Origin of the sequence: Xenorhabdus yunnanensis (genome assembly GCF_028598805.1) — a bacterium.
Taxonomy (GTDB): domain Bacteria; phylum Pseudomonadota; class Gammaproteobacteria; order Enterobacterales; family Enterobacteriaceae; genus Xenorhabdus; species Xenorhabdus yunnanensis.
The window spans coordinates 1-18,511 of record NZ_JAQRFI010000046.1; the positions used below are offsets into that span (position 1 = coordinate 1).

The window sequence follows — 18,511 nt, forward strand, 5'->3', positions numbered from 1 at the left end:
GCACAACTGATGCAGTGCCCCGGCGTGCGCGAAGGGGTGGTGATTGCCCGTGAAAATACGGGAGGACAACAGCAGTTAGTCGCTTATCTGCGACCACTGGCGGACGTTGAATTAGTCCCTGCTGAACTGCGCCAGCAACTCGCCCGGCATCTTGCCGACTATATGTTGCCCAGTGCTTTTGTGACGTTAGAAACGTTCCCGTTAACCCCTAACGGTAAACTGGACCGTCAGGCACTGCCTGCTCCGGATTCATCGACGGTGGTGACTCGCCACTATGCCGCGCCACTGGGGGAAACAGAAACCGTTCTGGCTCAGATTTGGCAAGATTTGCTGGGCGTGGCGCAGGTTGGCCGCCATGACCATTTCTTTGAGCTCGGCGGGCATTCCCTGCTTGCCATCCAGCTTGCTGCACGCATACGTCAGGCACTGGCAAAAGAGTTGCCGTTACAGACGCTCTTTGCCCAGCCCGTTCTGATGACGCTGGCCCAGACACTGACTGACGCGGCGATCACCACTCAGACGCGCATTCCCACGGCGGACCGCCGCCGGCCATTGCCACTGTCCTTTGCCCAACAGCGTTTGTGGTTCCTCGGTCAGCTCGATCCGGCCGCCAGTCAGGCCTATCATATTCCAGTAGCTTTGCGTCTGACCGGTCAACTTAACCACCACGCTTTAACTACCGCACTTGATCGTCTGGTGGCTCGCCATGAAAGCCTGCGTACGCGTTTTGTCTCGATTGAAGGGCAACCCTGCCAGCATATTGACCCTGCTGATATCGGTTTTGCCTTGTCCTGCCACGATCTGCGCCAGCTCGATCAGACTTTACATAGTAACCGTATTGCCGAACTTGCCAATCTTGCAGCTCAAATTCCTTTCCATTTTGCTCAGGGCTCGCTGATTCGCGGTCAACTGCTGCAACTAGCAGATGAAGAGCATGTGTTATTGCTCACCCTGCATCACATTATTACTGACGGCTGGTCTATTAGTGTGTTGGTGCGTGAATTAAACATTCTCTATTATGCGATTCTCAACAACCATGATGATCCTTTGCCACCCCTGCCTATTCAATACGCCGATTACGCTATCTGGCAACGTGAATGGTTACAGGGTGAAATCTTTACAGCACAACGAGAATTTTGGTTCACACAACTTGAAAATGCGCCCACTTTATTGTCACTTCCTACCGATCGACCACGCCCGGCAGTACAGACTTATGTTGGCAGCCAGATACCTTTTCATCTTGATGCCTCTGTATTAACAGCACTTAAAGCGCTTGGACAACAGCATAACACGACCTTATTCATGACCGTGCTGACTGCCTGGAGTATTGTTCTCGCCCGACTCAGTGGTCAGGATGATATCGTCATCGGCACGCCGGTCGCCAATCGCCCGAACCGTGAGCTTGAGGGATTGATTGGTTTCTTTGTCAATACGCTGGCTTTGCGTGTCAGATTCAACGCTGATCTCAGTGTGGCAGATCTGCTTGCACAGGTTCGGGAACAGGCGCTCGCCGCCTATGCGCATCAGGATCTGCCTTTCGAGCAGGTGGTGGAAGCATTACAGCCTGAACGCAGCTTAAGCCATAGCCCCATCTTTCAGGTGATGCTGGCCTTGGATAACACACCGGTTCAAGACCAAATACCGTCCAGTTTGCAAATATCCCGAATTGAACTGATGAATCATGAACTGATAAATCATGAACTGATAAATCATAGTGCTCACTTCGATTTAATGCTGTTGTTGACTGAAACCGACACGGGGCTGGTCGGTGGGCTGGAATATGCCTCCGATTTATTTGATGCCGCAACCGTTGAACGTATGCTCGGTTATTTGCAGCGGGTACTGACGGCAATGGCAGCCGATGCAAGTCAATCTATTGCAAGTCAATCTATTACAAGTTTGCCAATATTGTCAGCTTCAGAGCGGCAATTATTATTAGTGGATTTCAACGCCACCCAAGCAGACTTCCCACAGGATGCCCTGATCCACCAACTGTTTGAAGAACAAGTAAAACATAACCCCACTGCTACGGCGGTTGTCTGCGGAGACCAGAAGCTCAGTTATGACGAATTAAATCAGCGTGCCAACCGTCTGGCCCATCACCTGATTGCACTGGATGTACGTCCTGATGATCGGGTAGCAATTTGTGTTGAACGCCGTCTGGAAATGATGGTGGGTTTACTCGGCATCCTTAAGGCGGGCGGGGCTTATGTATCGTTCGACCCGACCTACCCAACCGAACGGCTGATGTATATGCTTGGAGACTCGGCGCCAGTCGTGATACTGACTCAGACAACACTGATCGATAAGCTGACCAGCCCTGTCCCCACACTGATACTCGACGCCCAAGAGCCGTTCATGGCAGAACTGCCGACTCACAATCCAGATGCTCAGACTCTGGGGCTGACATCACACCATCTGGCTTATGTAATCTATACTTCCGGCTCTACTGGTCTGCCTAAAGGTGTGGCAATTGCTCACCGTAATACGGTGAATTTTCTCACTTGGGCGCAACGAACTTTCAGTGCTGATGAGCTGGCGAATACTCTGTTTGCAACTTCGCTGAATTTTGATTTAGCGGTATATGAATGTTTTGCCCCTCTGCTCTCTGGTGGTACGGTTCACCTTGTTACTGATGTCCTGTCACTGATCAATACAAGTCCAACCAACACAAAATCGGTCAGCCTGATTAACACCGTGCCATCAGCCATCGCACATCTGATTGAAGCCAATGCCGTGCCTATGGGCATCCGAACCGTCAATTTAGCCGGTGAAGCACTGAAATCACACATTGTTGAACAGTTATTTGCTTACTCTACTGTAGAGAATGTGTGCAATCTGTATGGCCCTTCCGAGACGACGACTTATTCGACCTGGACCCGAATGAACCGCTCAACAGGGTTTGAAAACCATGTCGGCCGCCCGATCGCCAATACCCGGATTTATATTCTGGACGCATATAGTCAACCTGTACCACTGGGTGTGATTGGAGAAATACATATTGCCGGTGCGGGTGTGGCTCGCGGTTATCTGAATCGCCCTGAACTGACGAAAGAACGTTTCCTGACCGATCCGTTCTCCTCAGAGCCGGATGCCCGAATGTACAAAACTGGTGACCTTGGCCGCTGGCTGCCAAATGGCAATATCGAATACCTTGGCCGCAATGACTTTCAGGTCAAAATACGCGGTTTCCGCATTGAACTCGGTGAAATTGAAACTCAATTGATGCAATGCCACGGGGTGCAAGAAGCGGTAGTTATTGCCCGCGAAGATGAAAAAAACCAGAAACGGCTGGTTGCCTATCTACGACCTCAAAATGGCATTGAGTTAGTTCCCGCAGAACTGCGCCAGCAACTTGCCCAACATCTCGCTGAATACATGCTGCCCAGTGCCTTTGTAACACTTGACACTTTCCCGCTGACCTCCAACGGTAAGCTTGATCGTCAAGCACTCCCCGCTCCTGATGTATTCTCTATAATAATCCGTGGTTATGAAGCTCCACGCGGAGAGGTGGAAGCCACGCTGGCGCAGATCTGGCAGGATTTACTGGGATTGGAACAAGTCGGCCGTCATGACCATTTCTTTGAACTGGGCGGTCATTCACTGATGATTGTCAGCCTGATCGAACGGCTATACAGCCTTGGTTGGCAGCTTGATGTCCGCAGTGTGTTCTCTGCACCAGTCCTGACTGAAATGGCGCAGGCCATTAAAGGCGAGATAGACACCTTTATCGTGCCACCCAACCGCATTCCTACAGACTGCACGGTCATTACACCTGATATGCTGCCGCTAATCTCGCTGTCTCAGGCTGAGATTGATGCCATCGTCAAGGCAACTCCCGGCGGAACAGGCAATGTGCAGGATATTTATCCATTGGCACCGCTACAGGAAGGTATCCTGTTCCATCATTTGCGACAGGCTCACGGTGATACTTATCTGTTACAGAGCCTGCTGGCCTTCAAAACTCGTGAGCGTCTTGATACTTTCCTGGCCGCGCTCCAGCAAGTCATCGATCGCCACGATATTCTGCGTACCGCTGCCTGCTGGCAAGGATTGGTGCGACCGGTACAGGTGGTTTGGCGTCAGGCTCCGCTGTGTGTCAATATCTTCGTCCCTGAGACAACGGATGATGTTCCATCTCAACTACAGGAGCACACCAATCCGCGTCGGTATCGTCTCGATTTAAGCCGTGCCCCGCTGTTCGCGGCTGACATCGCTCATGATCCGGCACAGGATGAATGGCTGCTGTCCCTGCGTTTCCATCATCTGGTCAGTGACCATATGACACTGGAGCTGATTTTTGCCGAAATCGCCCAAATACAACAGGGATATGCTGATTCACTGCCCGCAACATTGCCTTATCGCAACTTTATTGCCCAGACTCTGAGCGTGCCGACCGCTGAACACGAAGCGTATTTCCGTGCTCAACTGGCTGATATTGATACACCGACGGCCCCGTTCGGGGTACTCGCAATGCAGGGTGATAATGATCCCGTCGTTGAAGCCCATCTCTCACTCGACCTTGCTCTGGCGGAAACTATCCGTACGCAAGCCCGTCGTCTGGGAGTCAGCCCGGGAGTACTGTTCCATGTCGCTTGGGCGCAAGTGCTGGCACAAACGATTGATCACGATAAAACGATTGATCACGACAACATCAGTAGTCATGGAAATATCAGTAGTCACGGAAATATCAGTAGTCACGGAAATATAGTCTTTGGCTCTGTGCTGTTGGGACGACTTCAGGGAGGTGCAGGCGTTTCCCAAACATTGGGGATGTTTATTAATACCCTGCCCGTTCGGGTTTCCTTAGCCAATCGTAGTGTGCAGGAAGTGGTGCAAGCCACCTATCACAGTTTAACAGCACTACTGGAACACGAGCAGGCCCCATTGGCGCTGGCACAACGTTGCAGCGGCGTGGCGCAGTCAGTGCCGCTGTTCAGTGCCTTACTCAATTATCGCCACAGTCAAATCAAAGAAGGTGACGAAGCCAATGTCATTGAAATCCCTCAGCTGGATATGCGTATCCTCGCTATTGAGGAACGGACTAACTATCCGGTCACCTTATCGGTAGATGATATGGGAATCGGTTTCCGTCTAACCGCTCAGACTGTAACGAGCATCGATCCGGCACGTATAACCACCTATCTGGCGACCGCCATCAGGGGCTTGGTTGATGTTCTGACCCACGATCCCAAACGGTTGATTCAAGATGTATCGATTCTGCCAGCCGCAGAACGGCAACAATTATTGGTGGACTTTAATGCCACTCAGGTGGATTTCCCACAGAATGGGTTGATTCACCAATTGTTCGAAGCCCAAGTGGAACAGCATCCCGATGCCATTGCCGTGGTATTTGAAGATCGGTCAGTATTTGAAGCTCAGTCACTGAGCTATGGAGAACTCAACCGCCGTGCCAATCGTCTGGCTCATCATTTGATTGCGCTGGGCGTGCGCCCGGATGATCGGGTAGCAATATGCGTCGAACGCAGTCTGGAGCTGGTGGTTGGCTTGCTTGCCATCCTCAAAGCTGGCGGCGCTTACGTGCCTCTGAATCCAACCTATCCGACGGAACGGATGATGTATATGCTGGAGGATTCAGAGCCAGTGGCTCTGCTGACTCAAACAGCACAAGCCAACAAGCTGGGCAGCCTTACATCTGTGATACCTATGGTACTGCTTGATATAGCATCGCTTGATGTTCAGGAGTCGTTCCTTACGGCACAACCGACTCACAACCCAGATATACAGGCACTGAACCTGACATCAAGCAATTTAGCCTATGTGATCTATACCTCTGGGTCTACCGGACAGCCCAAAGGCGTGATGGTCGAACACCGCAATGTCCTTCGTCTCATCATTAATAGTGATTTTGCTGATATTGGCCCGAATGATTGTATTGCCCATTGTGCCAATATGGCTTTTGACGCATCGACTTGGGAAATCTGGTCTGCCTTGCTTAATGGCGCACGTCTGCATGTGGTTTCACAATCTGTACTGCTTGATCCGGTGCATTTCTGCAATGCACTGATCGAGGGACAAGTCACCGCTCTTTGGTTAACCGTTGGTGTGTTCAACGAATACCTTGATGCGCTCAAACCCCTGCTTGGTCAGTTGCGTTATCTGCTTATTGGTGGTGATGCACTCGATCCGAGGAAAATACAGCAAGTGCAATTGGCTGAATCCCAGCCAGTGCATCTGATTAACGGCTATGGCCCAACGGAAACCACAACGTTTGCCGCAACCTATGCGATCGCATCCTCTGTCAATATTGCCCGTTCCATTCCTATCGGTCGCCCGATTGCCAATACCCAGATTTATATCCTCGACCCACACAGTCAGCCTGTTCCTCTCGGTGTGGCAGGCGAAATTTATATTGCTGGTGCTGGTGTTGCCCGTGGTTATTTGAATCGTCCTGAATTGACTACCGAACGTTTCCTCGCCGATCCGTTCTCGTCAAATCCGGATGCCCGCATGTACAAAACCGGCGACCTCGGTCGTTGGCTGCCCGATGGCAATATTGAATATCTTGGTCGCAATGATTTTCAGATCAAACTACGTGGTTTTCGGATTGAACTGGGCGAAATCGAGGCAAAACTCACACAATGTCACGGTGTGCGCGAGGCTGTCGTTTTAGCTCACGAAGATGAAACAAAGCAAAAACGCCTGATTGCCTATCTGCTGCCGCAGACAGGTGCTGAACTGGCACCAGCCGAACTGCGCCAGCAACTCGCCCGGCACCTTGCCGAGTACATGCTGCCCAGTGTTTTCATAACACTCGATACCTTCCCGCTGACGCCTAACGGCAAACTTGACCGTCAGGCACTTCCGGCTCCTGATTTGTCGGCAGTGGTGGCTCGCGGTTATGAAGCGCCAATGGGTGAGATAGAAATCGCCTTAGCCCGGATTTGGCAAAAATTACTGGGACTGGAACAAGTCGGTCGCCACGATCACTTCTTTGAATTAGGTGGTCACTCACTGCTTGCTGTCCAGCTCGTCGCACATGTACGTCAAGACTTGGCACGGGACTTATCACTACAGCAACTCTTTGACCAGCCCGTTTTGATCAATTTGGCTCAAACGCTTACTGGTACTTCGACAACGGCTCAAAGGGTGATTCCTGTCACTAATCGGAACCAACTGCTACCCTTGTCCTTTGCTCAACAACGGTTATGGTTTCTTGCTCAGATCGATCAGGCAGCCAGTCTGGCCTATCATATTCCGGGGGCATTGCGCCTTATCGGTCAACTCAATCGCCATGCCCTGGCCAGCGCACTCAACCATCTGATCGCCAGACATGAAATTTTGCGCACCCGCTTTGTGCTGGTCGCAGGTCAACCTTACCAACAAATCGATCCTGCGGACATGAGCCTGACTCTGTCTTATCAAGATCTACGCCCGTTAGCGCCAGAAACACACTCTAGCCGCATTGCTGAACTTGCCGCTTCCGAATCACAGACACCTTTTGACTTTACCCAAGGCCCGCTGATCCGTGGTCATGTGCTGCAACTGGCGGACAAAGAGCATGTATTGTTCCTCACCCACCATCATATTATCTCTGATGGCTGGTCTATCAGTGTATTGATGCATGAACTGAGCGCCCTTTACCGTGCCATTCTCGACGGTCAGGACGATCCCTTGCCACCGCTGCCGATTCAATACGCTGATTATGCTGTCTGGCAGCGTGAATGGCTGCAAGAAGCCGCCCTTACTGCCCAACGTGATTTTTGGCACACTCAGCTTGAAGGTGCTCCTGCCTTACTGACTCTCCCGACCGACCGGCCACGCTCGGCGACACAAACTTTTGTCGGAGGCCGGGTTCCTGTTCATTTTGATGCGGGATTATTGGCATCCCTTAAAAAGCTTGGACAGCGCCACAACACTACTTTGTTTATGACTGTGCTGAGTGCTTGGGGGATCGTACTGGCCCGACTCAGTGGGCAGGATGATGTTGTCATCGGTACGCCGGTTGCCAATCGCCCGCATCATGAACTGGAGGGATTAATCGGTTTCTTCGTCAATACGCTGGCCTTGCGCATCACACTGAATAATTCCGCCAATGTCACTGACCTGCTCAGCCAAATTCGGGAACGGGCGCTTGCCGCCTATGCACATCAGGATCTGCCCTTTGAACAGGTCGTCGAAACACTACAGCCCGAACGCAATCTAAGCTACAGCCCAATCTTCCAAGTAATGCTGGCCTTGAACAACACGCCAATTCAAGCACTGGCGTTACCCGATATACAGTGTATATCGGTTGAACAGACGCACCCCAGCGCTCACTTTGATTTAACCTTGTCGCTGACCGAAACCGGGGCAGGTCTGGTGGGTGATCTGGCCTATGCCGCCGATCTGTTTGATGCCGCAACCGTTGAGCGCATGGCCGGTTATTTAGCTAATGTGCTGACAGCAATGACGGAAGATGAAACACAACGCATTGCCACTCTGCCAATGCTACCGGAATCAGAACGGCAACAAGTGCTGATGAACTTCAATGCCACTCAGGCAGATTTCCCGCAAGATGCCTTGATCCACCAGCTTTTTGAAGCGCAGGTATTGCAACACCCTAATGCCACCGCCTTAGTCTACGAAGATCAAACACTGAGCTATGGTGAACTAAACTGCCGTGCCAATCAGTTGGCCCATTATCTGATTGCAATGGGTGTGCGTCCGGATGATCGGGTAGCAATCTGTGTCGAACGCAATCTGAAGATGGTGGTCGGCTTGCTGGCAATCCTCAAGGCCGGTGGGGCTTATGTGCCGCTCGATCCTGTTTATCCGGCCGAACGGCTGGTATATATGCTTGAGGACGCAGCACCAGTAACTTTACTGACCCAAACCGAGTGGATCGACAAGCTTTCCAGTACCTTGCCGACGGTTCTACTTGATAATACTTTTGATAATGCACTTGATAGCCAAGCACCGCTTTTGGCAACACAGCCAACGGATAATCCGGATGCTCAGGCTCTGGGGCTAACATCACGTCATCTGGCCTATGTTATTTACACTTCAGGATCAACTGGTCAACCGAAAGGGGTTATGATCGAACACCGTGGTCTGTGCAATTTGATCACCACTCAGAAAAATGCGCTGGCACTCACGCCAGATAGCCGCTTCTTGCAGTTCGCCTCGATCAGTTTCGATGCCTGTATTTGGGAATGTTGCATGGCTCTCATGGCGGGAGCGCGTCTCTATCTGGCCAAACGTGCCGACCTTCTGCCCGGTGCGGTACTGTCCAGTTACTTGGAAGACCATGCCATCAGCCATGTTCTGTTGTCACCAACGGCTCTGGCAGCCATGGATTCCCTGCCTGATACATTGCAAACCTTACTTGTGGGGGGAGAGGCCTGTCCTCCGAGCTTAGTCAAACGCTGGTCACAAGGGCGGCAGATGATCAATGCCTATGGGCCGACAGAAATTACTGTCTGCGCTACTCTTTATTTATGTAACCGTTATTTATGTAACCGTTATTTATGTGGCTGCTCAGAAGAAAATAATCCGCCGCCGATTGGTCGCCCGATCGCCAATACTCAAATCTATATTCTTGATGCCAACACTCAGCCGGTTCCGCTTGGTGTCATTGGGGAGATCTATATTGCTGGTGCCGGTATCGCCCGTGGTTACCTTAACCGCCATGAACTCACCGCCGAACGCTTTCTCGCTGATCCGTTCTCTTCAAATCCAGACGCAAGGATGTACAAAACGGGTGATCTGGGGCGCTGGCTCCCTGATGGTAATATTGAGTATCTTGGTCGCAATGATTTCCAAATCAAGCTCCGTGGTTTCCGTATTGAGCTTGGCGAGATCGAAAACCGACTCAGACAGTGCCACGGTGTGCGTGAAGCTGTCGTTTTAGCCCCTGAAGAAGATGAAACAAATCAGAAACGTCTGATTGCCTATCTGCTGCCTCAGGCGGGTGCTGAACTGGTGCCAGCCGAACTGCGCCAGCAACTTGCCCAGCATCTTGCCGAATATATGCTGCCTAGTGCATTTGTAACGCTTGACTCCTTCCCGCTGACCCCGAATGGAAAACTCGACCATCGGGCGCTTCCTGCGCCGGATTCGTCAGCGATAGCGATACGCAGCCATGCATCCCCGATCGGTGAAGCAGAAACCACTCTGGCTCAAATCTGGCAAAAACTATTGGGATTGAAACAAGTCAGTCGCCACGACCATTTTTTTGAACTCGGTGGTCATTCGTTGATGGTTGTCAGTTTAATCGAGGAATTGCGCACTATTGGCTGGCAACTCGATGTTCGCAGTGTCTTCGCCGCCCCTGTCCTCGCCGACATGGCTCAGGCTCTCCAGCATGACACCGATGCTTTTGTGGTGCCACCTAACCGTATTCCTGATAACTGCACCGCCATTACCCCCGATATGCTGCCGCTGGCTTCGCTGTCCCAAACTGAGATTGATGCCATCGTCGATAATATTCCGGGCGGAGCAAGTAATGTGCAGGATATCTATCCACTGACACCATTACAGGAAGGTATTCTGTTCCATCATTTGTTACAGACACAAGGTGATGCCTATTTATTACAAATCATACTTGCCTTTGACGCTCGTGAACGTCTCGATGCTTTTTTGGGAGCCTTACAGCAGGTTATCGACCGCCATGACATTTTGCGTACCGCTGCTTACTGGCAAGATCTGGTACAACCGGTTCAAGTGGTTTGGCGTAAGGCATCACTGAATATCCGTGTTTTCTCCCCTGCCACGACGGATGATATCCCAGCACAGCTACAGGCTCACACTGATCCAGACCAGCATCGCCTCGACCTGACTCGTGCACCGTTGTTCGCGGCTGATATTGCCCACGATCCGGCACAAAATGAGTGGCTGCTGACCCTGCGTTTCCACCATCTGGTCAGCGACCATATGACATTAGATCTTATCTTCGCTGAGATTGCCCAGATACTACAGGGAAATGCGGCAGCACTGCCCGCAATGCTGCCTTATCGCAATTTCATCGCCCAAGTTCTGAGTGTACCGGCTTCCATACATGAAATGTATTTCCGCGATCAACTGGCCGATATCGACGAACCCACGGCCCCGTTTGGCGTGCTTGCTATACCTAAAAATCCACCTAAAAATTCACCTAAAAAATCTCCTAAAGTATCGTCAGATAATAGCAAGTCCGTTGCAAAAGACAGGATTTTGCTCGCACCTGATTTGGCAAAAGCTATCCGCACTCAGGCTCGCCGTCTGGGGGTCAGTCCGGGCGTACTGTTCCATGTGGCATGGGGTCAAGTGCTGGCACAAACCAGCGGCCGCGACGATGTAGTTTTTGGCTCTGTATTGTTGGGTCGATTGCAAGGCGGTGCTGGTGCTGACCGCATACTGGGTATGTTCATCAACACTCTGCCAATTCGCATTTCCCTGAGCGGGCGCACTGTGCAAGAAATCGTGCAGGATACCTATCTCAATCTGACAACCTTGCTGGAGCATGAACAGGCACCACTGGCGCTGGCACAACGTTGCAGCGGCGTGGCTCAGCCCATACCCCTGTTCAGTGCCTTGCTGAATTATCGCCACAGCCAAGCTGGCAAGGGAGATGCCACTGAAACGATCTGGGCCGATATGCGGCTGGTCACGGCTGAGGAGCGCACTAATTATCCCATCACCTTATCAGTAGATGACTTAGGAGATGGTTTCCAACTGACCGCCCTGACCGTCAATGAAATCGTTCCAGCGCAGGTAACCACCTATCTGGCTACTGCCATTAACGGTTTGGTTGATGCCTTGGTTCATAACCCGCAACAATTGATTCTGGATATACCGGTCTTGCCGGCAGCAGAACGGCAGCAACTGTTGGTCAATTTCAACACCACTCAGGTGGATTTCCCACAAAATGGATTGATTCACCAATTATTTGAAGCGCAGGTATTACAACGCCCTAATGCCACTGCCGTGATTTACGAGGATCAAACACTGAGCTATGACGAATTGAACCAACGCGCCAACCGTCTGGCTCATTATTTGCTTGCATTGGGCATACGCCCGGATGATCGGGTTGCTATCTGTGCCGAACGCAGTCTGGCATTAATAATAGGTTTGCTCGGCATTCTCAAAGCGGGCGGCGCTTATGTACCGCTCGATCCGAATTATCCGGCTGAGCGGTTGGCGTATATGCTGGCGGATTCCACTCCCGTTGTCTTGCTGACCCAGACAGCACAAGCCGATAAGCTACCCAAAACCGTGCCGACAGTCTTGCTTGACGATGTATTAGCCGACCGCCAATCATTTAATAACCAATCATTTAATAACCAAGCATTTGATAATCCAGATGCACTGGCTCTAGGCCTGTCATCGCGGGATCTGGCTTATGTGATTTACACGTCGGGATCGACTGGTCAGCCCAAAGGCGTGATGGTCGAGCATCGCAGTGTTCTTCGCCTGATCATCAATAATAACTTCGCCGAGATTGGCCCTGATGACTGTCTTGCCCATTGCGCCAATGTCTCGTTTGACGCCGCCACTTGGGAAGTATGGGCTGGCTTGGTTCATGGGGCACGTGTTCTGCTGATCCCAGAAAAGACCCTGCTACAACCAACCTCTTTTGGTCAATGTTTATCATCGGAAGGTGTCAGTGCGCTATTCCTCACCACCGCACTGTTTAACCAGTATGCGAATTTGATTGCGCCATCATTGTCTGGCTTGCGTTATGTTCTTTTCGGCGGTGAACAGACGGATACCCGTCCTGCCATTCGCCTCAGAGCCGAACATCCACCAACACACTTATTGCATGTATACGGGCCAACGGAGACAACAACTTTTGCTACTGCCTATGAAATTCCCATGATGGAAAATACGGACGGTAACAGCGAAAGGAAAATCCCGATTGGTCATCCAATCTCCAATACCCAGATCTATATTCTGGATAAGCGAGGCCAGCCCGTGCCCCTTGGTGTAGCTGGCGAAATTCATATTGCCGGCCCCGGTGTTGCCCGTGGTTACCTGAATCGTCCAGAACTCACCGCCGAGCGCTTCCTCGCGGATCCGTTCTCTTCGGAGCCGGATGCCCGCATGTACAAAACCGGCGATCTGGGCTGCTGGCTGCCGGACGGCAATATTGAATACCTTGCGCGTAATGATTTTCAAGTCAAACTGCGTGGTTTCCGCATCGAACTGGGTGAAATAGAAGCAAGACTCACACAATGTGACGGTGTGCGCGAGGCAGTGGTTTTGGCCCGTGAAGATGAGCCAAACCTGAAGCGTCTGGTTGCCTATTTACTACCGCAGGATGGTATTGAATTGGTTCCGGCTGAGTTACGTCAGCAACTCGCCCAACATCTTGCTGAGTATATGCTGCCCAGTGCTTTTGTGACGCTGGAAGCTTTCCCGCTGACGCCTAACGGTAAACTTGACCGTCAGGCACTTCCTGCGCCTGATTCGTCGGCAGTGATAACCCGCCACTATGAGGCCCCAATTGGCGAAACAGAAATCGCTTTGGCTCAGATTTGGCAAGATTTGTTAGGACTGGAACGCGTCGGTCGCCATGATCATTTCTTCGAACTCGGTGGTCATTCTCTGCTTGCTGTCCAATTTTCTGCACGAGTACGTCAGGTATTGGCACGAGAGTTACCGTTACAGCAACTTTTTGATCAACCGCTTCTGAGCGATCTGGCCCTAGTGCTTACGGAAGCTTCGACCACCACTCAGGCCGCGATTCCATTGGCTGACCGCAACCAGCCACTACCGTTGTCCTTTGCTCAGCAACGGCTGTGGTTCCTTGGTCAGCTCGATCCGGCTGCCAGTCTGGCCTACCACATTCCAACCGCATTATGCCTGACCGGTCAACTCAATCGCCATGCCATGACCAGCGCACTTGACCAGTTGGTCGCCCGACAAGAAATCTTGCGTACCCGCTTTGTTCTGGTTTCAGGCCAGCCTTGCCAGCAAATCGATCCGGCTGACATAGGCTTTGCCCTGTCTTACCAAGACCTGCGTTCGTTGACGCCAGAAACACAAAACAACCGCCTCACTGAACTTACTGCTGCCGAAGCACAAACGCCTTTTGACTTTATCCAAGGCCCGCTGATCCGCGGTTATTTGCTGCAACTGGCGGACGAGGAGCATGTATTGCTGCTCACTCAACATCATATTATCTCTGATGGCTGGTCTATCAGTGTGCTGATGCATGAGATGAAGGCGCTCTACCGTGCCGCCCTTGAGGGTCAAAGCGATCCTTTACCACCATTGCCCATTCAGTATGCCGACTATGCTGTCTGGCAGCGTCATTGGTTGCAAGAAGCCCTCACCGCCCAACGCGATTTTTGGTGTTCTCAGCTTGAAGGAGCACCGGCTTTACTGACACTTCCCACCGACCGGCCACGCCCCGCAGTACAGTCTTATGTTGGCAGCCGGGTTCCTGTTCACTTTGATGTTGATTTATTGGCTGCGCTTAAAAGGCTTGGACAGCGCCATAACACGACCTTATTTATGACTGTGCTAAGCGCCTGGAGTATCGTGCTGGCCCGGCTCAGTGGTCAGGATGATATTGTCATCGGTACGCCTGTCGCCAATCGTCCGCATCACGAACTTGAAGGAATGATCGGTTTCTTCGTCAATACGCTGGCCTTGCGCATCACGCTGAGTGATTCTGCCAATATCGCTGACTTGCTTGCAGAAGTCCGGAAACAAGCGTTTGCGGCCTACACCCATCAAGATCTGCCTTTTGAGCAGGTGGTGGAAGCACTCCAGCCCGGACGCAGCCTGAGTTACAGCCCGATCTTCCAAGTGATGCTGGCCTTGAACAATATGTCACTACAAGAGTTTACGTCGCCACAAGAGTCATCATTACCTGATCTGCAACTCACATCGCTTGAGCAGGAACATCATAGCGCTCACTTTGATTTAACCTTGTCATTGACTGAAACTGAGGCGGGTCTGGTGGGTGAACTGGCCTATGCCATTGATCTATTCGATGCCATAACCATTGAGCGTATGGTCGGTTATTTGACAAATGTACTGACAGCAATGGTGACTGATGAGACACAAATTATTGCTGCTCTGCCAATGCTGCCGGAATCAGAGCGGCAACAACTTCTGGTGGGCTTCAATGCCCATCAAGAGGATTTCCCGCAGGATAGTCTGATCCACCAGCTATTTGAGGCTCAGGCAGCACAGCATCCTGATGCTATCGCCGTCGTATTTGGCGAGAAAACACTCAGCTATAAGGAGCTAAACCGCCATGCCAATCGGCTGGCTCATCATCTGATTGCGCTGGGTGTTCGTCCTGACGATCGGGTGGCAATCTGTGTCGAACGCAGTCTGGAAATGGTGGTGGGATTGCTTGCCATTCTCAAAGCAGGCGGTGCTTACGTGCCGCTTGATCCGGCCTATCCAGCCGACCGACTGGCGTACATGCTTGAAGATGCAACTCCAGTAGCCATACTGACCCAGACAACGCTGAGCGAAAAACTTGATTGCGCCCTGCCTACGGTTTTGTTGGATACGGTCTTGCTGGATACGGTCTTGCCGGATAATGAGCTTGATAGCCCAGCCTCGTTCCTGACGACACTACCAACCGATAATCCGGACACTCAGGCGCTGGGGCTGGCATCACGTCATCTGGCCTATGTGATTTACACGTCAGGATCGACCGGACAACCGAAAGGTGTCATGGTCGAGCACGCCAACGTCATTCGCCTGTTGGCAGCAACGCAATCACGTTTCCAGTTCAATGACAAAGATGTATGGACACTGTTCCACTCCTTTGCTTTCGATTTCTCGGTATGGGAATTGTGGGGAGCCTTGGCTTACGGCGGTCGGCTGGTTGTTATCTCAGCAGATTGTGCCCGCTCACCGCAGATGTTCTATTCACTGCTGTGTCGTGAACAGGTCACGATACTGAATCAGACCCCCAGCGCTTTCCGTCAATTGATTTCTGCCCAAGATGACACTTCGTATTCTCTTGCGCATTCTCTGCGCTGCATCATTTTTGGGGGCGAAGCGTTGGAATTACATACGCTTATACCGTGGGTTACCCGTAATCCTACTTCGCAAACCCGTCTGGTGAACATGTATGGCATCACCGAAATTACCGTACATGCTACCTATCGCGAACTGACAGAATCCGATATCAACTCAGGACGGGGTAGCTTGATTGGTCAGCCTCTGTCTGATCTGCGAGTTTATATTCTTGATCCCTACGGTCAACCAGTGCCGCTTGGTGTGGCAGGTGAAATCTACATCGTCGGTGCCGGTGTTGCCCGTGGCTATCTGAATCGCCCTGAACTAACTACCGAGCGCTTCCTCGCTGATCCGTTCTGCCCGGATTCGGATATCCGCATGTACAAGACCGGCGATCTTGGTCGCTGGCTGCCCGATGGCAATATTGAATATCTCGGCCGCAATGATTTTCAGGTTAAATTACGTGGTTTCCGGATTGAACTGGGTGAAATCGAGGCAAGACTTGAGCAATGCCACGGCGTGCGTGAAGCCGTAGTTTTAGCGCAAGAAATTTTGGCTCAAGAAATAGTACTGGCCCGTGAAGACGCTTCTCATTCAGCCTCTTATAAAAACACCGAAGGACAAAAACGTCTGGTTGCCTATGTGCGTCCACTGGATGGTATCGAATTGGTTCCGGCTGAACTGCGCCAGCAACTCAGCCAGCACCTCGCTGAATATATGCTGCCCAGCGCATTTGTCACGCTCGACGCTTTCCCGCTGACCCCCAATGGCAAACTCGACCGTCAGGCGCTTCCTGCACCCGATTTGTCTGCCATCGTGGTACGCGAGTATGCATCCCCGATCGGTGAAATGGAAATTGCTCTCGCCCAGATTTGGCAGAATCTATTGGGACTGGAGCGCGTCGGTCGCCATGATCACTTCTTCGAGCTCGGCGGCCATTCGCTGATGATTGTCAGTCTGATCGAAGGACTACGCGGTCTGGGTTGGCAGCTCGACGTACGCAGCGTGTTTGTTGCACCTGTCCTCGTCGATATGGCTCAGGCCATCCAGCATGATGCCCGCACTTTTGTCGTGCCATCCAACTGTATCCCCGAAGATTGCACGACCATCACGTCCGATATGCTGCCTTTGGTTACTCTGTCCCAGACTGAGATTGATGCCATTATCGCAACAGTTCCGGGAGGTGTCGCCAATGTACAGGATATCTATCCGCTCGCTCCGTTGCAGGAAGGGATCTTGTTCCACCACCTGTTACAGACGCAGGGGGATAATTATCTGCTACAAAGTTTGCTCGCCTTCGATACCTATGAGCATCTCAATACGTTCTTGGCTGCTCTGCAACAAGTCATTGATCGTCATGATATTCTGCGCACTGCTGCTTACTGGCAAGAACTGGCACAGTCGGTTCAGGTAGTCTGGCGTCAGGCTCCACTGAGCATCAATACGTTTATCCCAACCACGGCGGATGATGTCCCCGCCCAGCTAAGGGCTTACACTGATCCGCGCCAGCATTGCATCGATCTGAACCGCGCGCCGCTGTTCACCGCAGATATCGCCCACGATCCGACACAAGATGAGTGGTTGCTGGCGCTGCGCTTCCATCATCTGGTTAGCGACCATATGACTCTGGAGCTGATTTTTGCTGAAATTGCCCTTATCTTGCAGGGAAATGCGGAGACCTTGCCGGCTGTATTGCCCTATCGCAACTTTATTGCTCAAACCCTGAATATGCCGACTGCCGAGCACGAGGCTTATTTCCGTGCCCAATTTGCTGATGTTGATGAACCAACTGCGCCATTCGGGATGCTTAAAGTACAAACTGACGGCGAACTCGTTACTGAAGCCCGCCTCGCCATTGAACCTGATCTGGCAAAAGCCATCCGTGCTCAGGCGCGTCGTCTGGGTGTCAGTCCGAGTGTGCTGTTCCATGTAGCTTGGGCGCAAGTGCTGGCACAAACCAGCGGTCGCGATGACGTGGTATTTGGTTCTGTGCTATTGGGACGACTTCAGGGAGGTGCCGGTGCTGAGCGAGTGCTGGGTATGTTCATCAACACCTTACCAATGCGGGTTTCCCTGACCAATCGTACTGTTCAGGAAGTAGTACAAGACACTTACCACGGTTTGATGATGCTGCTGGAACACGAACAGGCCCCATTAGTACTGGCACAACGTTGCAGCGGTATGGCGCAGTCGATGCCGCTGTTCAGTACCCTGCTGAATTACCGCCACAGCCAATCTGGTGAAGCAGAGACGGTTGACAGCGTTTGGACAGGTATGCGCATTTTGGCGGCCGAAGAACGCACCAACTATCCAATTACCCTGTCAGTGGATGATTTGGGCACCGATTTCCGACTGGTCGCGCAAACAGTCGCTGATATCGAACCCAACCGCGTAATCCATTATCTGGCTACCGCCATTAATGGTTTGATTGATGCTCTGGCGCGTGAGCCACAACAGTTGATTAGAAATATCTCAATCCTGCCTGCTACAGAACGCCGGCAATTACTGGTAGATCTCAACGCCACACAGAGGGGGTTCTCGCAAGACTCGCTGATTCAGCAACTGTTTGAAGCTCAAGTGGCAAGCCATCCCGACACCA

The 18,511-nt window shown here is 51.8% G+C and carries 1 protein-coding gene (cut by a window edge); it reads left to right on the forward strand.

Annotation, left to right across the window (positions count from 1 at the left end):
• On the forward strand, positions 1 to 18,511 hold part of the coding region annotated (locus PSI23_RS16275) for a non-ribosomal peptide synthase/polyketide synthase (RefSeq protein ID WP_273556075.1) (this coding region is incomplete at its 5' end). The annotated region continues 1,871 nt past the right edge of the window; 18,511 of 20,382 annotated nt are visible.